20 protein-coding genes are annotated in these 21,924 nt (G+C 64.9%); 1 reads left to right on the top strand and 19 read right to left on the bottom strand.

Going from position 1 to position 21,924, the window contains the following annotated elements:
* Position 1: 1 nt before the first annotated feature.
* The 8 genes from ACFU5V_RS06710 to ACFU5V_RS06675 all read right to left on the bottom strand — a co-directional run bounded on the left by ACFU5V_RS06710 (position 2) and on the right by ACFU5V_RS06675 (position 10,291).
* Positions 2-541, bottom strand: a complete 540-nt coding sequence (locus tag ACFU5V_RS06710; RefSeq protein WP_378697827.1) for a MaoC family dehydratase N-terminal domain-containing protein — start codon at positions 539-541, stop codon at positions 2-4.
* Positions 529-1,776, bottom strand: a complete 1,248-nt coding sequence (locus tag ACFU5V_RS06705) for an acyl-CoA dehydrogenase family protein (protein ID WP_378697825.1) — start codon at positions 1,774-1,776, stop codon at positions 529-531. The genes ACFU5V_RS06710 and ACFU5V_RS06705 overlap by 13 nt, the downstream gene beginning before the upstream one ends.
* Before the next feature lie 15 nt (positions 1,777-1,791).
* Positions 1,792-2,874, bottom strand: coding sequence for a hypothetical protein (locus tag ACFU5V_RS06700; protein ID WP_378697823.1), 1,083 nt, complete (start codon positions 2,872-2,874; stop codon positions 1,792-1,794).
* A 70-nt stretch (positions 2,875-2,944) separates the two neighbouring features.
* Positions 2,945-4,738 carry an ABC transporter permease gene (locus ACFU5V_RS06695; RefSeq protein ID WP_378697821.1) on the bottom strand — a complete coding sequence of 598 codons (1,794 nt, stop codon included), beginning with the start codon at positions 4,736-4,738 and terminating at the stop codon, positions 2,945-2,947.
* 45 nt (positions 4,739-4,783) lie between these two features.
* The gene (locus tag ACFU5V_RS06690) at positions 4,784-5,878 is read right to left on the bottom strand and encodes an ABC transporter substrate-binding protein (RefSeq protein WP_378697819.1); all 1,095 of its coding nucleotides are present in this window, start codon (positions 5,876-5,878) and stop codon (positions 4,784-4,786) included.
* A gap of 106 nt (positions 5,879-5,984) precedes the next feature.
* Positions 5,985-7,145 carry an ABC transporter ATP-binding protein gene (locus ACFU5V_RS06685; protein ID WP_378697817.1) on the bottom strand — a complete coding sequence of 387 codons (1,161 nt, stop codon included), beginning with the start codon at positions 7,143-7,145 and terminating at the stop codon, positions 5,985-5,987.
* A gap of 42 nt (positions 7,146-7,187) precedes the next feature.
* A complete protein-coding gene (locus tag ACFU5V_RS06680; protein WP_378697815.1) occupies positions 7,188-8,840 on the bottom strand; it encodes a thiamine pyrophosphate-binding protein in 1,653 nt (550 codons plus the stop codon).
* A 113-nt stretch (positions 8,841-8,953) separates the two neighbouring features.
* A complete protein-coding gene (locus tag ACFU5V_RS06675) occupies positions 8,954-10,291 on the bottom strand; it encodes a lactonase family protein (RefSeq protein ID WP_378697813.1) in 1,338 nt (445 codons plus the stop codon).
* Positions 10,292-10,503: 212 nt separating this feature from the next.
* On the opposite strand from ACFU5V_RS06675, the gene ACFU5V_RS06670 reads away from it, so the two are divergent.
* The gene (locus tag ACFU5V_RS06670; RefSeq protein ID WP_378697811.1) at positions 10,504-11,349 is read left to right on the top strand and encodes a siderophore-interacting protein; all 846 of its coding nucleotides are present in this window, start codon (positions 10,504-10,506) and stop codon (positions 11,347-11,349) included.
* Positions 11,350-11,423: 74 nt separating this feature from the next.
* Here the strand turns inward: ACFU5V_RS06670 and ACFU5V_RS06665 are convergent, their stop codons facing one another.
* From ACFU5V_RS06665 to ACFU5V_RS06615, 11 genes are all read right to left on the bottom strand, one after another.
* Positions 11,424-12,896: an FAD-dependent oxidoreductase gene (locus tag ACFU5V_RS06665; RefSeq protein WP_378697810.1), complete on the bottom strand. Its 1,473-nt coding sequence runs from the start codon at positions 12,894-12,896 to the stop codon at positions 11,424-11,426.
* Between the two features lie 17 nt (positions 12,897-12,913).
* Positions 12,914-13,381 carry a YbhB/YbcL family Raf kinase inhibitor-like protein gene (locus ACFU5V_RS06660; protein ID WP_378697808.1) on the bottom strand — a complete coding sequence of 156 codons (468 nt, stop codon included), beginning with the start codon at positions 13,379-13,381 and terminating at the stop codon, positions 12,914-12,916.
* The gene (locus tag ACFU5V_RS06655; protein ID WP_378697806.1) at positions 13,378-14,673 is read right to left on the bottom strand and encodes an MFS transporter; all 1,296 of its coding nucleotides are present in this window, start codon (positions 14,671-14,673) and stop codon (positions 13,378-13,380) included. Before ACFU5V_RS06655 ends, ACFU5V_RS06660 begins: the two co-directional genes overlap by 4 nt.
* 12 nt (positions 14,674-14,685) lie before the next feature.
* Positions 14,686-15,522, bottom strand: a complete 837-nt coding sequence (locus ACFU5V_RS06650; protein WP_378697805.1) for an aldolase/citrate lyase family protein — start codon at positions 15,520-15,522, stop codon at positions 14,686-14,688.
* Positions 15,523-15,602: 80 nt separating this feature from the next.
* Positions 15,603-16,382: an HpcH/HpaI aldolase/citrate lyase family protein gene (locus ACFU5V_RS06645; RefSeq protein ID WP_378697803.1), complete on the bottom strand. Its 780-nt coding sequence runs from the start codon at positions 16,380-16,382 to the stop codon at positions 15,603-15,605.
* Positions 16,383-16,419: 37 nt separating this feature from the next.
* The gene (locus tag ACFU5V_RS06640) at positions 16,420-16,944 is read right to left on the bottom strand and encodes a PPC domain-containing DNA-binding protein (RefSeq protein WP_378697801.1); all 525 of its coding nucleotides are present in this window, start codon (positions 16,942-16,944) and stop codon (positions 16,420-16,422) included.
* Positions 16,945-17,388: 444 nt separating this feature from the next.
* Positions 17,389-18,189: an IclR family transcriptional regulator gene (locus ACFU5V_RS06635; RefSeq protein ID WP_378697799.1), complete on the bottom strand. Its 801-nt coding sequence runs from the start codon at positions 18,187-18,189 to the stop codon at positions 17,389-17,391.
* A gap of 74 nt (positions 18,190-18,263) precedes the next feature.
* On the bottom strand, positions 18,264-19,058 hold the full coding sequence (locus ACFU5V_RS06630; RefSeq protein ID WP_378697797.1) for an IclR family transcriptional regulator: 795 nt from the start codon (positions 19,056-19,058) through the stop codon (positions 18,264-18,266).
* Positions 19,059-19,393: 335 nt separating this feature from the next.
* A complete protein-coding gene (locus ACFU5V_RS06625; protein WP_378697795.1) occupies positions 19,394-20,005 on the bottom strand; it encodes a bifunctional 4-hydroxy-2-oxoglutarate aldolase/2-dehydro-3-deoxy-phosphogluconate aldolase in 612 nt (203 codons plus the stop codon).
* Between the two features lie 7 nt (positions 20,006-20,012).
* Positions 20,013-20,792, bottom strand: coding sequence for an IclR family transcriptional regulator (locus ACFU5V_RS06620; RefSeq protein ID WP_378697793.1), 780 nt, complete (start codon positions 20,790-20,792; stop codon positions 20,013-20,015).
* Entirely contained in the window at positions 20,683-21,783 is a 1,101-nt protein-coding gene (locus ACFU5V_RS06615; protein ID WP_378697791.1) for a sugar kinase, read from the bottom strand. Before ACFU5V_RS06615 ends, ACFU5V_RS06620 begins: the two co-directional genes overlap by 110 nt.
* Positions 21,784-21,924 lie beyond the last annotated feature (141 nt).

The raw sequence follows: 21,924 nt of genomic DNA, 5'->3' as shown, positions 1-21,924 counted from the left end.
ATCACCTCCGTATCAGCGTGCGAACAGTCCGTAGCAGATCGTTGCCGTCCTGCTCGAAGTACCGGACCTCCACGCGCACGATCAGCAAGGGACCCGACTTTCCGTCGCGCGGGGTGATGTCGAGATAGCGGGCCTGCGTGCTGATCCGGTCGCCGACCTTCGCCAGCGCGACCACGCGCGCCTCCGTCCCCCCGTTCAAGGTCTTGATCAGCGGCGTGTCGATCGGCGGCAGGTCGTACGCGGCCACTCCCCCCGCCGCATCCCAGTTCGGGTCGTCGTGCAGGCGGTCCAACGGATCCGGCGTCCCGAGTGCACGGACGAAGACGTTCAGGGGATAGAGCGGTGGGGCCACGACACCACCGAAGCGTGCGACGACGGCGGCATCGGTGTTCCCGTAGACGTCGTCCGTGATCATGGCCCCCTGCACGAACCGCCGGATGGAATCGAGCGAGACGGCACAGGGCGCGGTGCGTGTCTCGCTCCACGTGTCCAACAGCTGGGCAAATCGGCCCGCGTCCTGGAACTGCTCTACGCCTGCCATAGCGATTTGCCCTGTTTCAGGATCGCCCTCGACATCAGGATGCGCTGGATCTCGTCGGTCCCGCCCCCGATGCGGCCGTGCCGAAGTTGGCGATACCAGTGCGGAATCGGGGTCTCCGTCGTCTCGCCTATGCCGCCGAGAATCTGCATGATGTTGTCCATCGAGCGGTGACCCCAATTCGCCCCGACGAACTTGCACATCGCGGCGTACGACCGGATGTCCTCGCCGCGATCGGCGCGCGCGGCGCAGTCGTAGCAGAGTGCTCGAATCGCCTTCAGGTCGACGTAGATGTCCGTCAGCATCCACTGGATCGCCTGCCGCTCACTGAGCGGCTGACCGAACGTCACCCGGTTCTTCGCCCAGTCGGTCGCGATCTCCAGACCACGGCTCAGGGCACCGGTGGCCAGCGACCCGCGGGAGAGTCGGTCGAATACCGCAAGCCACGACTGGCCGAGCGCGAAGCCGCCCCCGACCTCGCCGAGTACGTTGCTGTCCGGGACGAAGACGTCGTCCAGGTACAGCGTGAAAGTGTGCGGTGAGTTCGTGAGCCACACATCGACGGGCGACATGGTCAGTCCCGGCGTATCGGCGTCCACGAGGAACATCGTGATCCCGCCGCGCTGCCGTTTCACCGGGTCTGTGACGGCCTGCAGCATGAAGAACGAGGCGCGGTTGGCGTACGAGATCCAGGTCTTCGTTCCGTTGATCACCCAGCCGTCGCCCTTGCGAATGGCCGTGGTCGACATACTGTTTCCCGGATCCGATCCGGCTCCGGGCTCGGACTGGGCGAACGCAGGGAACGCCTCGCCGGCGATGACCGGGTCCAGGTACTTCGGTCGTTGCGCCTCGTTGCACGAGTACAGGATGTTCGGGACGTAGCAGATCGGCAGCTTGACCAGGCAGCGGTTGAGTTCCTCGGCGACGACGAATGCTCCCAGAACACCGAGTCCGGGTCCGCCGTGTTCCACCGGCAGGTTGATGTTGTAGAGGCCGGTCTGTTTCGATACTGTCGTGAGCCGGTCGTAGGCTTCTCGTGGCAGCCAGCCGTCGGTGAAGGATTCGCCGCGGACGTCGCCGGATCCGTGCTCTTCACCGGCAGGGGGGCGGCCGGTGAGGAAGTCCTGCTCCAGCGGAATGCATTCCTTGTCGACGACGTCGCGAACCAGATTCTTCAGTTCGACCAACTCGGGCGGCAGTTCGAATGCCGCCTCGGGCAGTGAATAGTTCACATCCATTTTCTCAACCTCTCGTCACTGCCAGCGGGCGTAGGCCAGACCGATTCCGGTCGCCGCCTCACTGCGATAGATCGGGACGTAATCGAGCAACTCCATCGACAGACCCGTGCCCTCCATCACGGCTCCGAGCGCGACCCAGTTGAGTGACTCACCGCCGGCGGAGACCATGCGTTCCCGCGGAAGGTTCTGCAGTGCGGTCGAGTCGCCACGCTGCAGCGCGTCGAGGACCATCCGGTCGCTCTCCTCGTCGGTGACGAAGTGACTGAGCCCACCCGACGCGACGACCGCGACCTTGATGTCCTCGGGCCACGCCGCGATGGCGTCGGCGAGGGCACGACCGAGTTGGTAGGACCGGCGGGGCGTCGGCATGTTCGGCGGGTAGCAGGTGTTCTGGAAGATCGGCAGGATGGGGCTGGGTTGATCGTTCATGAGGCGATGGACGACGAAGGCGAATCCGTGCGGCATACCCTGCTCGTGCTGCGGGGTCTTCTTCACACTGGCGACCTCGTCGTCCGACGGTCCGTACCGGCGTGCGACTTCCCCGCCGTAGCTGGGCTCGGCGTACGTGCTGTGCGCGATGTCGAAGTCGTGCTCGAGCAGGTGATCGAGCACGAAACGGCCGAACCTGCTCGCCACCGGCACGTCGAGCCGCGTCTCGCCGTAGGCCGCCGCCTGGTACTTGGCGAGGTCGGCGTCCTGACCGCTCGCAGCGACGGTGGTGCGCGGGATCAGCGTGAGCGAATCACCCCAGTAGAGCAGGAAACGCGGCATGTTGCTCTCGTAGAACCACTCGTCCTGGTCATCGCTGATGATGATCGTGACGTCCGGCTGAGCAGCCTTCAGGGTTTCGGCGAGTGTGTCGAGCGCCTGGTTGGCGGCCGCACTCTGATTCTGGAAGGTCTCGAGCTCTCGCGACCTGCCCGCCATGTCCTGTGCCACATACTTCGCGCCGTTGTCGAAGTCGAGCACACGCGCGTCCGGCGGGTACACGTAGTCGGACCGCTTCCGATCGAGCGTGGCGTACCGGTCCCACAATTCGGGCGGTACCTTCGTCATCGCGGTGTGGGACGTACCGATACCCAAAACGATTTGTGCCACTCTGTGTGCCTCCTTGATCAGGTCCGGCGTACGCCGGCACAGGTTGTGTGAAAGTTGAGCTGTCGGGCGGTCAGCCCTTGGAGTCCGCGAATCGGCGGTTGCTCACCAGTAGGGACGCGAACACCAGGACCGAGGAGATGGCCCAGACCACAATCGCGAACGTCGCCATAGTGCTGAAGTCGCCCTGGGTGTACAGATCGAGCAGCACACTGCCGACCACCGGATTGCTGGTGCTCGACAGCAGCGAAGCAGCGGTGACCTCGCCGAGCACGTGGATGAAGACCAGCACCCACCCCGCGGCGAGACCGGGAAATGCAAGGGGAAGCAGGATCTTCGTCATCGTGCGCCGTTCGGATGCCCCGAAGATTCGCGCCGCTTCAGCCAAGTCGTTGCCGACCACGCTCGTCGCGGTGCCGGCCGCGCTCGCCGCGTACGGCAACTGCATGACCAGGAATGCGAGCAGCAGGATCGCGAACGTACCGTACAGGCTCAGGGGCGGCTGACTGAAGGCGAGGATGAAGCTCACGCCGATCAGGCTCGGTGGGATCGTCGCCGGCAGGGACGTGACGAGGTCGATCCAGCCCTTCCGGCTGGAGAAGCGGTGATGGAGCTTCTTTCCCCCGGTCCGTCGGCCGGCGCCGCCCCGGTGCTGGTGGGCGTACAGCATGAGGAAAGCGCAGACGGCCATGGCGATCGTGCCGACGAGTGCTGCGAGCGCCACACTGTGGAGAAGCGCCTGGTACGTGACCGGGTTGTACAACAGCACGTCCTCGTAGTGGGAGAGCGTGAGATTCTTCCACGGTGCGGTGGCAGTCCAGAACCGCTGGAAGGAGACGATCAGCAGCCCGGCGACAGGCAGGACGACGGCGCTGAGGATGTAGACGATCACCACCAGCTTCGTCAGGATCCTCCACGGTCCCAGTCTGATTCGTCCGGCACGAGCTCCCCTGCCACCGATCGTGGCCTGCCGGCCGGCGGGGAAGAAATACGACTGAGCGAAGCGGAACACGAGGACCACCAGCAGCATTCCACCGGCCAGCACCATCGCCGACGCAGTGCTGGTCGGGTAGTTGGTGAGCAGCCGCCACACCCGCACCGAGACCACGTCGATCCGGGCCGTCGTGCCGATGACCACCGGAACGGAGAACAGGCCGATCCCGTTGATGATCGCCAACGTCCACGCTGCACCGATGGACGGGGCAATCGCGGGCAGAGTCACCCGCAACGCGGTACGCAGTGGCCCGGCCCCGTTGATGCGCGCCGCTTCCTCGATCGACGGATCCAGATTCTTCAGGGTGGGCGCAACGATCAGGTACACGAACGGTACGAGATGCAGCGCGGTCAGAAGTACCAGACCCGTCATCGAGAAGATGTTGATCGGCCCCTCGTCGCCCGGGACCGTGATACCCACCATACCCAGTGCCGATCGAATCAACGTGTTCAGCAAACCGATTCGCGGATCGAGCAGCACGACCCAGCCCAGCACACCGGTGATCCCGGGCAGCAACAACGGCGCGATCGGCATGAACTGGCCGAGGCCACCGAATCCGCCGTCGGTGCGTTCGTTGATCCACGCCAGACCCGTGCCGACGACCACCGCGATCAGGCTGCCGCCTCCCACCACGATGAGCGTGTTGAACAGCACCGAGCCCAGATCGGATGAGAGACCGCTGAGCGCGGACTGGCCCGGGGCGGCCGCAGAACCGTCGACCACGCTGATGACGGCCTTGACGATCGGGTAGATCACCAGTGCCGCGAGAAACGCCAGGAGCGACGCGGCGAGGGCACCGACCACGGTGACCCGGAAACGCGGGGTCCGGCGGCGCACGCCGTCGGCGTCTGTGTCGGCGGCGGGAGCCGGCATGAGATTTACCATCTCGACATAACCTCCTGATCAGGCATCGGATTGCTACATCCCCATGCCGAGGAGCCGGATCAGCTCCTGTTGGACTGCCGGTGTGGCCGCCTCTGCATACCGGGGCCGGACATACCGGGCGGGCAGCGCTGGGCATCCGGGCGTGTTGTTGGGTGACGACGTCGCCGTCGTGTCGGAGTTGAGCACCTTCTGGCCTTGCTCACTCATGAGGAAGTTGAACAGGAACTTGGCCGCAGCCGGATGCGGCGCACGTGAACAGATGGTGGCCGCGAACTCGGCTCCCGTAACCGGGGCATTCGCCGGCACCAGATCTTTCACGGGTGCACCCTGATTCGTCTGATCCATCGCGTTCGTCAGGCTGCACGGCACGAATAGCGATGCACCGCCCGCGGCGAGTTGCTGGGCGCCGGCGGCACCGCTGTCGATGAGACGTGCCTGCTGTGCGGCGAAGCGGGTCAGAAAGTCGTCTCCGCAGTTCAGCCGGATCATGTCCCAGAATTGGAATGCGACGCCCCCGACGTTGTTGAGATCGAGCGAGAGGATCTCACCCTGAAACTCCGGGTCGAGCAGGAAGTTCCAGTCCGCGGCGTCCGTTGCGTCGACCTTGTTCGTGTTGATCGCAATGCCCTGCGGGTTGATCCCGACGATGCTGTAGTAGGTGTCCTTGAACTGTGCAGGCCATCCCGCCCACGCGGGTTGGGAATCCACCGGCGAGAGCCATCCCTTCGCCGTCCAGTCCGGGAGGACGACGGGATCGCTGATCATGACGACATCGGCGTTGCTCTGCCCCGCCGTCGACTCGGCCGAGAACCGCTGGGACAGTTGAGCGGAGTTGAGTCGCTGAGGTATGACGGTGATCTTCAGCTGGTCGAGCGCCGCCACGATCTGATCGACCGTCCCGGGGACGCTCGACGTGTACAGGGTGACCGTACCCTCCTTCTGCGCCTCCGCCAGAAGCGCTTGGTCGGTCGAATTCAAACTCGACACGTCGACCGTCGGCGCCGCTGTCCCGCCGCCGGGACGAGCACCACACGCGGCGAGGAACAGACCTACCGCGCCGCCCAGACCCAGTCCGAGTGCCGTGCGCCGCGACACGACGGGTCCTCTCACGAGATCATTGCTTGTCATCGAACATCTCCTCTGTCCCCCGGACATGCCCCGACGCGCTACGCGTGAAGGCCTCGAGTAGGTTGAATTGGGGTGCGGTTCTTCTGAGGACGGCGGGCGGATCACGTCACTCCGCCGGGAACACCCGGACCATGGCCGGATCCAGCCGCACGGTGACATCCGCGCCCGCTTTCCGCAGATCCCCGTCCATCGTCTTGAGAGCCAGACGCTGGCCGCCGGCATCGACGACGTACTCCACGTGCGAACCGAGGAACATGGATCGGTCCACGACACACCGGACATGGTTTTCGCGGCCGGCGCCCCCGTCCGTGATGTGGCAGTGCTCGGGTCGGAACATCATGGTCACGGACTGCCCTTGGACCAGCCGTTCGGAGCCGGCGGATCCGAGGAGCGGACCGACCGGAGTGTCCACCCGGGCGTACTCGCCCGCGAACCCGACCACGGTGCCCTTCAGTTCGTTGGCGCTGCCGACGAAGTCGGCGACGTACCGCGAGCTCGGCCGGTAGTAGATGTCGGTCGGAGTCCCGAGTTGTGCAACGGAACCCACTTCCATGACCGCGATGTTGTCGCCCAGCCCGGTGGCCTCGGTCTGGTCGTGTGTCACGTACAGTGCCGTGAATCCGATGCTGTCCTGCAGGGAGAGCAGCTGATCGCGCAGTCGTTCACGAACTTTCGCGTCGAGGTTGGACAGCGGCTCGTCGAACAGGATCACGCCGGGGTCCGCCACGAGGGCGCGGGCCAGTGACACGCGCTGCTGCTGACCACCGCTGAGCTGGCCGGGGTGGCTGCGAGCCAGGTGGTCCAGGCCCACCATCTGCAGCACCGCGTGTACGCGTTCCCGGACGTCGGCCTTCTTCACCTTGGCCGTCGTCAACGGGAAGGCGACGTTGGCGAACACCGTCATGTGCGGCCACAGCGCATACGACTGGAAAACCATACTCAGATTGCGGTTCTCGGGAGCCACGACGATGCTCCGAGATGAGGAGTACACCGTCTTCCCCTGCACGGTGATCTCGCCCGAGTCCGGGTATTCGAGTCCGGCCACGCACCGGAGGAGGGTGGTCTTGCCGCAGCCACTTGGACCGAGCAGCACCATGATCTCGCCCGGGGCCACGTCCATGGAGACGTTCCGGAGTGCCGCGACGGGACCGCGACGCGTGTTGTAGGTCTTGCACAGATTACGGACGCTGATGCGCGGCGCGACGTCCGCGGACGCCGGACCGTCGGTGGTCGCGGACTCGTACAGATCGGGCAATTGAGTACTCACAGTGCACTTCCCTGTCGTGGGTTCCCTGCTACAACAACTCGGTCAGATGTGCTCGCCGAAGCGAACACGTCGATACGGCACGCTCGCGACCGTCTTCGACACTCGGATATCCAGCAGCATCGGCCCGTCTCCGCGCAGGAACTCGTCGACGGCCGGCTCGATCTGATCCAACTCGGTGATCAGCGTGCCCCGGCAGCCGAAGGCGCGGGCGACTGCGCCGAGGTCGGGCGTCGGGATGACCGCCGTCCGTGTATCCATGTTCTTGGGTGAAAACTTCTGGTACTCGGCTCCCCACGCCTGGTCGTTGAGGGTGACGACGAGCAGCTTCAGTCCCATCCGGGCGGCGGTCTCGAGCTCGTTGATGTGCATGAGCACGCTGGCGTCGCCGTCGATCACTGCCACGGGGTGCGGGGACGCGGCGGCGCCGCCGATCGCGGTCGGCAGGCTCTGGCCGATGCATCCGAACGCTGAGATGTACCACTGCAGGTCACGACGCTTGGTCATGTTGATCGTGGCGATTCCGGACGTGTGGCCGTTACCCATCACGGTCCCGACTTCTGCGGGCAGCGCCTTGTCGACCAGGGCAGCGGCGCGGCGGGGATCCACCGTGTCCGGTTCGAGCTCGAACTCGCGGGGGTCCGGCTCGGATTCCTTCAGCAGAGTTTTGACCTCGGGTGTGCGGAAGCCTGTCCGTGAGGCGACCCCGTCGGTCTCGAGCAGTTCGTTCAGTGCATCGACCGTGAGGAGCGAGTCGCCCTGCAGATAGACGTCGGCGGCGCGGTGGTTGCCCATGATCAGGGTGGGCCGCAGGTCTATCTGGACATATCGGGCACGCTCGAAGAGGTCGCCGTCCTGCAGCGTGTGCCGGTTCAGGCTGGCCCCCACGCCCAGGACACAGTCGGCCTCCGCGAACAGGTCGACCGCCGTCCGGTTCGAGAATCCACCGGCGACACCGACGTAATACGGTGAGTCGTTACCCCAGCCCTTCATCGGCAGCGTGGTCGCGATCAGTGCGCCCACGCGTTCCGCCAGCTCCTTGACCCCCGCCTCCGCCTCGGCGCCCACGCCGCGCCCGACAACGATCACCGGCTTCTTGCTGCCGCCGAGAAGCCTGGCCGCGTCGCGCAGCCGATCCGGGTTCGGGAGCGTCTTCTGCGGCTCGGGATGCATGGCGATCGACGGCTCGTACGCGGGCAGGGACTCGTCGTATTCCGCTTCCTGCAGGTCCCTGGGGACGTTCAGGAAGACAGGACGCGACTGCGAACGGGCAATGAAGAAGGCCTCGCGCACAACCTCATTGACCTGCTCGGCCTTGAACAAGGGAACGAAGGCGGTCTCCGTCGCTTCCACGAACCGCCGCTGGTCGATGTACTGCAATCCGTTCAGAGCACCCATCACACTGTCGCCGCCGTAAACCACGAGCGGGATCCTCGCCCGGCTCGCGACCGTCAACGCGCTGCCGAGTTGAGTGACACCGGGCCCCTGGGTGACCGTGCAGCAGCCGACCTGTCCGGTCGCCCGCGCCCAGCCCTCGGCCATCGACAGCGCGGTGCCTTCGTGCCGGGTCGGGTGAACGTTGACACCCGCCTGGTCCATGGCATACCACCAGTACATGTTGGCGTTGCCCATCAGACCGAAGACGTCCGTCACACCTTCTGCCTGAAACGCCCGTGCCAGCGCTTCGTAAACCTTCATTCGATAAGTCCTTCCCACATCCCCGCGCCGGCTTCGTCTGCCGTGGGCAGACGACGACGCGTTTCCGCACATTCCGGGTCAGTCGACAACGCGAAAGTTGTCGTGTCTTCTCGTCACGGCAAACGCACGAACTCGATCCAGTTCGGGTCTTCCATCGTCGGGGTCTCCGCGACCCGCGTGAGCGCACCGGTGCTCTGATCGATCTCGTAGGTGACCGCGGTGTTCGTCATCAACCCATTCGCAATCAGATAGCGGCCGAACGGATCGATGTTGAAACCGCGCGGCTCCTTGTCGACGGGGAAGTGCCCTGCCGGGGTCAGCCGGCCCGTGATCTGGTCGACCGCGAAGGCGGCGATGGTGCAATTCACCCGCACTGCCGCGTACAGCCACTTGCCGTCCGGGGTGATCCGGAGGTCCCCCGCGCGCGGATTCACGTCCTTGTCCACGTCGGCGGGCCGCACACTGGCGATCTGAATCTCCGACATGGCCCCGTCACGAGGATCGAAACTGTAGGCATAGATCGAGCCGTCGTACTCGTTGAGCATGTAGAGATACCGGTTGCTCGCATGGAACACGAAGTGCCGGGGACCTGACTCGGGGCGCACCACGATCGGCGCGAGCTCGTTGGGATTCAGCAGGCCCGTTGCTTCATCGAATATGAACCGCACCAGAACATCTCCGTCGCAAGCGGGCGCGAGCACGAATCGGTTCGATGCGTCCGGCAGGATCCCGTGCGTTTTCGGAGGGGTGTGGATCACCTGATGCGGCGGCTGGATGAAACCGTCGTTGATCGCGCTGACGCTGACGAATCCGGTGCGACGACGGCGATCGGGCGGATTGTAGGCCGCGAGGAGAAACCGTCCTGTCCGGTCGGTGGTGATGTACGGCGAGCTCTCGACCGCAGGCGCGTCTCCGAGGTAGGTGAGCGTGCCGTCCGTTCCGTCGATCGCGAAGCTCCGGAAAGAATACGGAGCCGTCCGATTGGTTGCATACAGGAAGCGGCGGTCCGGGCTCACCGCCAACGCCATGAATCGCCCCGCCCGCACATCCTCCGGAATGTCGTCACCGTTGACGACGACGTCCTGAAGTTGAACCATCTTGCCCGACGTGGGCGAGAAGGACAGGACCGAGATCTTCCTCGATCCGTGCGCGAGGTAAGCGCGGAAGCTACCTTCTGACATTTCTTCTCCTTGTGCTGCGCGATTCGTGAGGGGGTCGAGAACCGGAATTCGATTCCACTGTTCGCTATACGGACAATTCGGTGCACCTACCTGAAAAGTTTTGTATCCCGTAAAGATCCGGCGCCCAGGTGGCCGCCCCGACCTCACTGTCGTGGTGGCGCTGCGAAGGCAATGGATCCTCCAGGGGAACGAGGGGGGGAATCGAAACTCGACCGTGTCTGTAGCGGTGTGATGCGGGGCTCTTTCGGACGAGTTGGTGACGTGATACACATGCTAGGCAGGCTCTTCCGACCAGCGCAAACAGATTCTCACGATACGATAAACGGCGTTCGATCCAGCACTCTGCTGCGTCCGATTCGCCTGCGCCGCATCATCGCGGCTGTGAGAGATGCCTCTTCCGAGAATCCTCCGAATTACCCGTGAAAGTCCTGAGCGAGCGGCAACGAGATGCCGCCGCATCCCCACGAAATGCAGGAGCCGAGATGGCAAAACGAATGAACTCGATGATCGTGCAACACACCGAATGGCTGACCCCGAATGTGGTCAGGGTGTTTCTGGGCGGGCCGGGTTTCGCCGACTACCGAAGCCGGGACGAAACCGACAGTTACATCAAGATCATCTTCCCGAGACCTGGCGTCGACTACGCGGAACCGTTTGACCTGGAACGAATCCGACGAGAAATGTCAGAGGAGTCGCATCCCGTATTGCGCACGTACACCGTGCGCCGCGTGGACACGGTACGGCGCCAGATCGCCATCGACTTCGTCGTACACGGCGAGACGGGGATCGCCGCCCCCTGGGCGGCCCGGACCGCGCCCGGAGACACACTCCGGTTCCTCGGCCCCGGCGGCGGCTACCGCCCCGACCCCGCGGCGCCCTGGCATCTCCTCGCAGCAGACGAGACCGGTCTCCCGGCACTCGCCGCGGCGCTCGAAGCGATGCCGGCAACAGCAACAGTTCGGGCATACATCGAGGTCACAGGACCGGCCGATGAAATCGCACTACAGGCGCCCGCCGACACACGCATCACCTGGATACACCGCGGCGCGAGTTCCCACGAGGTCGGTGACGACCGTGCCGGGGACAATTCGCCCCTGATTGCGGCCGTCCGTGGCGCCGAGTGGCTCGACGGCGAACCACACGTCTTCATCCACGGCGAGGCGGCCGCAGTGATGCAGAACCTCCGCCGCTATATTCTGCAGGAACGTTCGGTGAGTACCGCCCGCACCTCGATTTCCGGATATTGGCGGCGGGGACGCACAGAGGAACAGTTCCGGCAGTGGAAGGCCACCCAGAGGATGGGGGAAGTCGACGCCGCCGCTCGTTGAGAACGCACACAGGGGTTGGGCGAAACCACTTTTCGCCCAACCCCTTTGCCGTGCCGAGAAGGTGCCGGCAATCCTCAGGCAGGTACCACTCCGACCGCGGACGCGCCGGCGACGCGCCCCGAGACCAGCGCCTCGCCGTAGTTCACGCCGCCGGGGTAGAGCGTGTTCCAGATGGAGCCCAGTTCGCCGGCACCGAACAGACCCGGGATCGGCGTTCCCCAGGGATCGAGGATGTGGCCGGCCGGCGAGCGGCGCGGACCGCCTTGGGTGTTGAGAATGCATGGCCAGACAGCGATTCCGTAGAACGGCCCGTCCTCGAGAGGTGTGCACTCCGCCGCTGCGCGACCGTACGCATCGTGGCCTGCCGCAGCACCGCGGTTGTAGGTGTCGATCGTGCGTGTCAGTTCGTCCGCGTCCAGGCCGAGTTTGCCTGCCAGCCCTCGAACGGTGGGGGCCGATGCGATCCATCCCCGCTCCACCGGCATGGAGTTGTCGTCGGACCACCCGCTGTCGCGATTGAAACCGCGATCGGGCGTGACGACCGGGCCGGCGATCCTGGTGGCCTCGTCGAAGACGAGGTAGCTGGGCAGGCGCTTGCGCACCGCACCCCGCAGGTCGCGGTCGTCCAGCAGTACCCCACCGTCGTGGCCTGCGAGGTTGGTCTCGTCGCAGAACCTTTGCCCGAGGCGATCGACCAGAACGAACCCGCGTTCGCGGACCTTCAACCCGAATGACGCCTCGTAGTCGGGAACAACGACACCCAACTGCAACACAGCGGCTCCCATGTGCCACAGTCCGGCGCCTACCGCTTGCGCGATCCGCACCCCGTCGCCGGTGTTTCGATGTGGCGGCGACGCGGACGGGAGGACGGCACCTATCGTGTCGCGCAACAGATCTGCGTCCCATGAGTAGCCGCCGCTGGCGAGTACGACTCCACTTTTCGCATCGATATGGATCTCCTGGCCGTCGTGCTCGGCGTGAACTCGCGACACTCGTCCCGTGACCCCGTCGCGAACGAGTGAGGTGACCCTCGCTCCGGTGACCACGTCGATGCCCCGCTGCGCGACGTTCCGGGCCAGCATCGCGTAGCCCGCCGCACCGCGATCGTGCCCGTTCTGTTGTGGCCAGCGATAGCGGACACCCACGCCGTCGGCGCCCTCGACCCGGGGAAACAGGGTACCCGGTGTCTCCCGCGGATAAGGAGGGCCGATAACGGGCGGACCGGCGACCTTTTTCTTGTCGGGGGCGATGACCCCGCCACCCTTCTCGATCCATGCAGGCAGGTCGATCAGACCACGCACATGAGCCTCCACGGACGCCAGGTCGGTCGTCCCCTCGCACAGCGTGTGGAAGTGCTTGATCATCTTGTCGGCGTCGCGAACAGTTCTGATGTTGCCACCAGCCATGGCCGTGGTTCCGCCGCCTTCGGGGGCCTTCTCCAGCACGAGCACCCGTGCCCCCGCCTCGTGCGCCTCGATCGCCGCCGAGGCACCCGCGCCGCCATATCCGATCACCACGACGTCGTAGTCGTTGGTCTGCAGGCTCATTCTGGTGACCTTTCTCGTCATTCGTTGGAGTAGGTGCCGACGACGCGCGCCTGGTTGATCACGTGCGGGTCGATCTCGCGGAGCAGTTCGGCCATCGACAGCCCCGGCGGGAGGTCGAGTTCGGCGTCGAGGGCGTAGAGGTGGAAGTAGTAGAAGTGGGTGCCGTGCCCGGCCGGCGGGGCAGCCGGTGTCCAGCCCGGCGCGCCCGTACTGTTGACCCCCTGGACGTAATCGGTTCCGCCACCTTCCGGCACCGAATCGGTTTGTGCGGGAATGCCGTACAGCACCCAGTGGGTGAAGCCGTCGATCAGCGGTGCGTCCGGGTCGTGGACGACGAGGGCGAACGACTTCGTCCCCTCCGGAACACCCGTCCACGACAGGAGTGGCGAGACGCCCCGGCCGTTCTTGGAATGGGCGTCGGGCATCCGTTCGCCGTGTTCGAACGCCGAACTGGAAATCGACAGTGTGCCTTTGTTGATCTTCATTCTTCCTCACTTCGTCGCCGTAGTGACAAATTCAAGCGCGGATGTCGATCGGAGTCGATCGATCCGTGGCGCCGCGCATCGATCCGCGTCAGCGCGGGATAGCACAGCAGACCCACGGCGATCGTCGGGACACCACCCGCGAGAAGGCTGAATCGTGCGCCGGCCACTTCGCCGATCCACCCGACGACAGGCCCACCGATCGGCGTTGTGCCTGCCCATGCCGTCATCCACAGGGCCATCACCCGCCCACGCATGTCCGCTCGCGCGCCCAATTGGAGCGCGGTGCGACCGAGCGCGTTGAAGGTGATGCTGCCGTATCCGACGAACAGCAGGGCGACGAATTCGACCGCCAGGTTCGGGGCCAGCGCCGCCGCCGTGAGTGCGATGCCCCAGCCGACCGCTGCGACGGCGAGCGACCGGGCCCGTCCGGTGGGCCGGGACGCCGTGACGAGACCGCCCACGACGGCTCCGGCGCTCATCACCGCCATCATCGTCCCGTAGAGCCCCGCACCGCCGCCGAACGTTTCCTTCGCAACCAGGGGAAGGGTCACCTGGAACTCCCAGGCCAACGCTCCGACGGCCGCCACCATGATCAGCGGAACGAGCAGTTCCTGCGTCTCGCGCACGTAGCGGAAGCCCGATCTGATCTGGCCGCGTTCGCGTGGAGCTCGCCGCGATACCGTGATCTGCGATCTGTCCATCCAGAGCAGCGTCACCAGCACCACCAGGTACGACACCGAGTTGAGGCCGAAACAGACCGCCAGCCCCAGCACGGAGGCGACGAGGCCGCCCAGCGCGGCACCGAACAGGCGTGCGGCGTTGATCGTGATCGAGTTGAGCGTGACCGCGTTGCCGAGCTCGCCCGGAGGGACCAATTCCGAGATGAACGATTGGCGTGCCGGGACGTCGACCACGTTGAGCAGACCGAGCGCCGTCGCCAGCAGGTAGATCGCCCAGAGCGGGGTGCTGTGGGTGACGACCAGGAGCGCGAAGATCAGCGCGAGGATCGACGCAGCGGATTGGGTGGCGGTGAGGATCGCACGCTTGTCGAAGCGGTCGGCCGCCAGCCCGCCCCAGGGACCGATCAGGAAGATCGGGAGGTAGCGGGCCGCGACCGTCAATCCCAGCTGAGTACTGGAGTCGGTGAGTTCCAGAACGAGGAAGGACTGGGCCACGGTTTGCATCCAGTTGCCCGCCTGCGATGCGAGTTGTCCGACGAAATACAAGCGGTAGTTGCGGTTTCGCATCGACACGAATGTCGTGCCGACGCGAGTGGCTTGTCGTACTCCCATGTTCACCGCACCTCACCGTGTCAGTTCGGGGCGCCCGTTTCCCTGAGTGAGGAAGAAACCGAATCCCTCGTCGATGCGGCGTTCCAGATACGGCACATTCACCGTTCCGCCACCGAGTACGGGTGCCGAACCGCTGAGCGACGTTCCCGCCACGATGTCGTTCTTCTGACATGCCGCGAGGACGCTCGACCGGAAGTGCACCAGGTCCGGATCGTCGAGGTCGGTCTTACCGCGGCGGCCGAGCGCGGACCACGCGTGCTTCGCCCCGAAGAGTATGCCGCTCAGCCCGGGCACCGACGCGATTTCCTCGATGTTCTCCAGCGCGGTCGGGGTCGCAACCATGGCGATCAGAACTATCTCGCCCTGTTCCGACAACGGCCAGAAGTCGGCCATGTCGAAGTACTCGTCGTAGTCGGCGCAACCCCAGTACCGTGACGCCAACTTCGGCCAGACCCGGCGCTCTCCGACGACGCCACCGTCGGCTTCACGCCGCGGGTATCGCAGCGCGCGAACCATCATCTCGACGTCCTCGGCATGCTCTGTGTAGGGCAGGATGAGGCCGAGGGCACCGTAGTCGAGCGCCTGACTGGCAATCCACATCGTGCGCTCACCGAGTGTGTGTGGCAAACGCACGATCGGGGTCGGCGACGGGAACAGCGACCCTGCCTTGGCCATTTGCCGCCGGCTGATGAGCCACTGCAGCGTGTCGCCCAGCCGCGGCAGGTCGAAGCCCTCGTGTTCGAGGTCGACCATCACGAAATCGAAAGTGGAGTCGGCGAGCGCCCGCGCCCGGCTGATGTCACCGCTGTGCAGCGAACCTCCGAATGCAGGCTTCTGCTGGGATGCCAACTCGACCAGTCTGTTCCGCCGGGGTGTCGTCAACGCAATCACTGACCTTTCGCGTGGGTTGAATATGGTGGCGGTGCGGGTCACTCGCCACGCAGGCCGGTGACCACCGACTGGGCAAACCTGCCGAAGTTCTTCAGGTCGGTTCCGTAACTGATGCAGGTGAAGCCGAGACTGTGGATGAACTGGGCGTACTCGACGGTGAGCAGCGGCCCCACCGTGGCCATCATCAGTTTCCCCTGGTCCTTGGCCCGCGCGCAGAGGTCCTTCGCCATCTTCGTGAACAGCGGGTTGTGCAGGTCACTGCCCGGAATTCCCATCGCCTGAGCGAGATCTCGGGTGCCGAGCCAGAACGCATCCACCCCGTCCACCTTCAGCAACTCATCGAAAGAAGTGATCGCCTCCTCGTCCTCGACCAACGCGACGACGACGGTCTCACTCGCGACCCGCTCGAGATAGGAGTCCCACGGCTCGGTTCCGTAGCCGCTGGATCGGACACTCGTGCACGCTCCCCGGATGCCGTCCGGGCTGTAGCGTGTGGCCGCTACGGCAGCCTCGAGATCCGCCGCCGACTTGATGTGCGGCACGATGACCCCGTCGACGCCGCGGTCGAGTGCCTTCATGATCTGAATCGGATCGTTCTCGGCCACCCGCACGAGTGCGGACGTCCCCGCCGCTTTTGCCGCCCGTGCAAGGTGTTCCACGGTTTCGAAGCCGGTGGGTGAGTGCTCCATGTCCAGCGATACCCAGTCGAAGCCGGTCAGTCCGAGGATCTCGACGATCCCCGGGTTGGCCGAGAAGGACTGCATTCCGAGGGACAAAGGCTGGGTGTGAAGGCGTTCCTTCAGAGACGGTTTCGTCATTGTTGGTCCTAGCGGGTAGTGGAAGTGTGAATGGCGACTATGCGGAGACGGTCTCCAGCAGGTGATACACGCCGCGAGAGCCGGCCTCGGGTGTTCCGTCGATTCGCAACTTCAACGCTGCTTCCTCGATCGGCGCAATCATGATCGTGAAGTGGGATACGGCGTGGTTGGAGCGGACGATGCACCCCGGCATCACGTGACCGCACACCGTCTCGGTCGCGTTCGTCACCGTGAGATGGACATGGGCGTACGAATCACCGTGTGTGTACTTGCCGACACCGAACGGCACGTCGCCCCGATCGGGAGCGTCCACGATGCCGATGATGCCGTGACCACTCGACTCGATTGGGCCTTCCATCTCCTCGACACCGATCACCTGAGTCGAGTCGCGACCGGGCTGGAAGCGCTGGAACACCGCACGGTCGAGCGAACCGGTGATCGACAGGATGACACCCGCCTTCATCTTGTGGCGCTTCGCGATCTCCAGAATCGACTCCAGTAGATCTGCGTGCGGCTCCAGACGAGCCAGAATCACCGAACCGAGCTTGCCCTCGATCTCCATGTGCTGATCCTTCCCTCGAAGTCGGATGCCGACTCCGCGACATCCGTGGTGAGCGGCCTGGTGCAATGCTTCCGAGGCAGAGACTCGACTTTTACTGCTTCCGCGTCGATTTCGAGACATCGGCGCACTTGTCCCTCACACCAGACCTGTGTGGTATCGAACCGCCACCGCACCTCGATCCGTGCCCTTGTGGCGTGATCACATGGTAGGCAGGCACTTCCGACCAGCGCAAACAGATTCTCACGATACGATAAACGGGGTCGGCTTTGGATTATCCGACCCGCACGGGAAGCGACTCGCACACAACGAAATGCGCCGCGCCCTCACTACCCGGGACGCGACACATTGGCCTGATTGCGGGAGTGACCACTCCCCTGGCAGCCGAGGCATCCAGACCGACTGCGCGGCCGGGTATCCCCGAATATCTCTGCGCGTGATCGTCTTTCAGATGTTCTGGAGCACCGCGTGTGAATGTCGCGAGTCCAACGAACGGACGCATCCCTGACGTGCACTGCGAGTGATCGCCGTGGCCGTTGCCCGGACAAGGGGACCGAGCCGTTGCGGATCCACCCGGTCGTACCACCCGGAAACCGACACAGCGGCGACGGGAGCATCGGATGCAACGGTGATGGCACTGGCGACGCAGACGATCCCCGAATACGACTCCTGATTGTCATAGGACACATTCGTCGAGCGAATTCTCGCGATTTGCCGGCGCAGGTCGGTCTCGTCGCACACCGTGTCGGGGCCGACCGGCGTCAGCCCTCCGGCGAGAATGCGTTCGGTGACCCCGCCAGGCGCGTGCGCCAACAGCGCCTTCCCCAATGCGGTGGCGTGCGCCGGAAGCCGCCCGCCGACCCGGCTCGGCAGGGGCGGACTGTTGCGAGCGGGCAGGATCTCCACGTAGACGACCTCGGTTTCCCGGAGGACGGCGAGATGGATCGTCTGATGCGTCGCTTCTCTCAGGTCCGCGAGGTGCGGAAGCGCGATCTCACGAATACTGTGTCGATGCGAGGCTGCGAGTTGCCCCAGTTCGAACAGACTGACGCCCAGCGACACCGCGCGTTCAGTGCGTTCGAGTAACCCCAGTTCGACGAGTTCCGAGATCAGCCGGTACGTCGTGGACTTCGGTACGCCGGCGCGCTCGCTGATCTCGGCAACGGTGAGTTCCCGGTCGCCGTGACGAAAAGCGGAGAGGATGGCAAGCGTCCGCTGGAGAAGCTGGGAGGGGAAGTCTTGTTTCATGAAATCTCCCCGTTCGGTCATGGGGTGGATGAGAACGCTCAGAGCGTCGGGCTCCCTCGAGAGGGACACCCGCTCTACGTGGCGGCGCCGGAGCGACTCGCACGAACGTCGACCGGTGTGGTCTCGGCGTGGTCGGCGCGGTAGCCGAGATCCCCCGACAGTGAAGCGGCGGCGGTCGTGAGCGCAGACACCAGGTGCGGGTCGGGCGGGTCGGGCAGATAGTGGATCGACGCGACCACACCCAGTGTGCACGCGAGCGCACCGCCATGCGAGAACACCGGTGCTGCAATGGTGTTCACTCCGAGGAAGGTTTCCTCCGGACCCGACGCCCATCCCTGATCGTGTACCTTGCCGAGTTCGACGTGAAGCCGTTGCGGATCGGTGATCGTGTGTGCGGTCCGCCGCTCGTGGGGAAGGGCCGACCACGCCCTTACCTGCTCTTCGATACCGAACGCCAGCGCCACCTTGCCCTGCGCCGAACTGTTGTAACCGAGTTGAGTGCCTGCACTCAACACGACATCGATAGGCGAGCCTCCCGGAAGGACCTCGGTAACGGTGACGCCCTGCTCTGTGAGCTGAGACAGCACCACGGACTGTCCGACCTCGTCGCGCAGTCGCGCCATGATGGGGCGTGCAAGGGCGACCACACCGGTCCGGGACTCGATACGTTGCCCCAGCAACAGGAGACGCCAGCCCGGCTCGTAGGAGCGGGTTACCGCGTCCTGCGAGAGGAATCCACTGTTCTTCAGGCTGCCGAGGTGCCGATGGATCCGTGCTTTCGGCAGGCCGAGCGCATCGGCCAGCGCGGTCACACCGGAGGAGCCCTGCCGATCCAGCACCTTCTCCAGAATCAGGAGCGACAGAAGCATGGGCGGGGGTTGGTTCTCGAGGGGGACCCCACTGGCCGCCGGGGAGACCGGGGGTGATGTCTGAACTCGACCGGGCTCGGGATCAGACATCGCTCGCTCGCCCCACTCGGTCGTGGCACCGCTTTACACCTGTTCGGCTTCGGTTACTGCGCATTCCGCACCTCTCGCCCGTATCGGTGAACGATACGATTGTCACTGATGACAGAGACAGTACCTCATTTTGTGTAACCCGGGCCACAAAATCGGTTTCAGAATTTCGCATTTCGTATCGATGAGCGATACGGCTCGTGGAGACACCCGCCTAGGTAGACATGCCCGAAATTGCGCCGCTGAGATCAGACGCGCGCGGCGATTTTCGCGAGAAGCGGAAGTTGATCGGGATCACCGAGGGAGGACCCCACCGCCACCGCCTGCGCGCCGGCTTCGAGGAATGTGTCGGCGTTTGTGGCGCTGATACCACCGGTGGCAACGAAGCGTGTGTGCGGGAAGGGGCCTTTCATGAGGGTGATCCAGTTCCTGCCCAGGGCGGCGGCGGGAAACGCTTTGAGCCAGGTCAGGCCCTGGGCGGTGGCCGTTTGCACGTCGGTGGCGGAACCGACGCCCGGCAACGGGTGTAGCCCGTGGTCGGCGGCGTACGCGCTGATGTCCAGGTCCCAGCCTGGGCTGACGACGAAGCGGGCGCCGGCGCGGCGTGCCTGATCGACATGCTCGCGGGTCGTGACCGTTCCGGCGCCCACGGCGAACCCTTCTGCACGAGCGAGGTCGGCGAGCTCCGCCAGTGTGTCGATATCCCCGGGCGATTGAAGGGGAACTTCGACGAGCTGAATGCCCAGCTCCCAGGCGGTCTGTGCGGTTCTGATCGTGCGGGCGCGGCCGAGGCCGCGAAGGATGGCCATCAGAGGGGTGGGGCCGAAGGCGGTATCGAACCAGGAGTTGTCGATCGACATGGGCTTCCTAACCGGGGGTGGGAGCGTGCACTGGTGGGTGCTCGGGAGAGGGGGGTCCGCTTTTTGCCGGCGTCCATCCGAGTTCGGTGGAAATTGTTGCGGCCGTGTCGAGCAGCGGCTGGAGCATGTTCTTCTTCAGTTCGTCCGCGGTGCTGACGGCCTTGAGTTCGATCACCGAGATGGCCGCGACGACGTTGCCGGTGGCGTCGCGGATGGGGGCGGCGAGGGAGGTGATGTAGTCCTCGTATTCGCCGTTGTCGATCGCCCATCCCCGCGCGACGACCTCGGCGAGCACGCCGAGAAAATCTTCCGCGGAGGTGATGGTCGTGTCGGTGTAGCGGGTGAAGTCGGCGTTGGCGAGGAGCAGCGTGCGCGTCTCGGGAGGAAGGAACGCCAGGATCGCCTTGGCAACGGCGGCGGTGTGGAGTCGGACGTTCTCACCGACCCGGGAGACGAGCCGGATGGATCGCTTCGGTTCGATCTTGTCGGTGTAGACGATGTGATCGTCGTGCCGTTCGGCGAGATGAACGGTCTGGTCGTGCAGCTCGCTGAGTTGCACCAGGTGCGGGCGTGCCAGTTGGACGACGGTGAACTGGTCGAGGGCCCGCTGCGCGAGCGTGATCAGTCCCGGCCCGATGCCGTACCGGCCGTCCGGGAGCCGGCGAATCAGCCGCTGCTCAGCGAGTACTTCCATGATGCGCAACGCAGTCGACCGGTGGGTATCCAGTCGCCGCGAGATCTCCGAGGGGGTCTGCGGTTCTTCGGCCAACAAGTTCAGCACCCGCATGGCTCGCTCGATGCTCTGCGACATTGGTCTCCTCCAACTCGACGAAATCTGCGGTCGTTCGTAGCGCTGCGGCGGCGAGCGCGTGTCCGGTACGCAGCCTGCACCTGCCATTGTGGCCGCCGAGCCATTCGTGCAGGTATCCGGCAGCAAAAGAATCACCCGCACCAACCGGCTCGATGACCTCCACCGATAAGGCTGGTTCGAACACTTCGGTGGCACCGTCGAAGAGGGTGACACCCCGTGCGCCGTCCTTGACGACGAGCTCGCGCGGACCGGGCAGCAGAGCGCGCACTGCAGCCGGAGTGGTGGTGCCCCAGACCTCCTCCGCCTCGTCCAATCCGACGAAGACGATGTCGGCGAGGTTGGCGAATTCTCGCAGCTCGACCGCGGCGTTGCGATCGGACCAGACCTGTCGCCGGTAGTTCACATCGAACGAGATCGTGCAGCCCTGCGCAGCGGCGCTGCGAAGCAGTTCGGCCACGGTGGCGTTGCAGGATTCGGAGAGCGCGGGGGTGATGCCGGTGACGTGCACCAACCGCGCCGAAGATATCAGCGGTGCGGTGATCAGGGCCGGCGTCATCGCGGAGGCCGCCGAACCCTTCCGGTAGTAGTACACCGTCGTCCCCGAGGGGGTGGGGTCCTTGAGGTACGCCCCGGTCGGCCGGGCCGGATCGGTCTCGAGCCACCGGGTGTCCACGCCGTACCGCTCGAGCTGATCTCGGATCCGCAATCCGAGCGGGTCGTCCCCGATCCGGGATACCCAGGCGCTTCGGTGTCCGAATTGCGCCAGGTACAGCGCGACCGTCGATTCTGCGCCGGCAACCGCCAGGCGTACCTCGGGCGCATCGCGCAGGCGGGCGGGAGGAACGGGACTCAACTGCGCCATCGTCTCCCCGATACACACAATCTCGGGGGGATTTTCCACTTCGTCGCCGTTGAGGCTCGAACGGACCTCGGGGTCGAGGTGTTCGACCGGAATGTGAGCGTTCACGGCAAATCAGATCCTTTCGACGGTTCAGGGCGCTCTAGCGAAACCCCGCCGAATGAGTGTAGCGTAATGCACACCACAGTTGCACCCTCTGCAACACACTTCTTCAGCGGCGTGTCGCCGCTGGTCAGCGAAGAAAGGAAA

The organism is Rhodococcus sp. NPDC057529, assembly GCF_042802055.1.
Taxonomy (GTDB): domain Bacteria; phylum Actinomycetota; class Actinomycetes; order Mycobacteriales; family Mycobacteriaceae; genus Rhodococcus_F.
The sequence above is the reverse complement of the archived record's forward strand: the minus strand, read 5'-3'. Positions and strand labels throughout refer to the sequence as shown.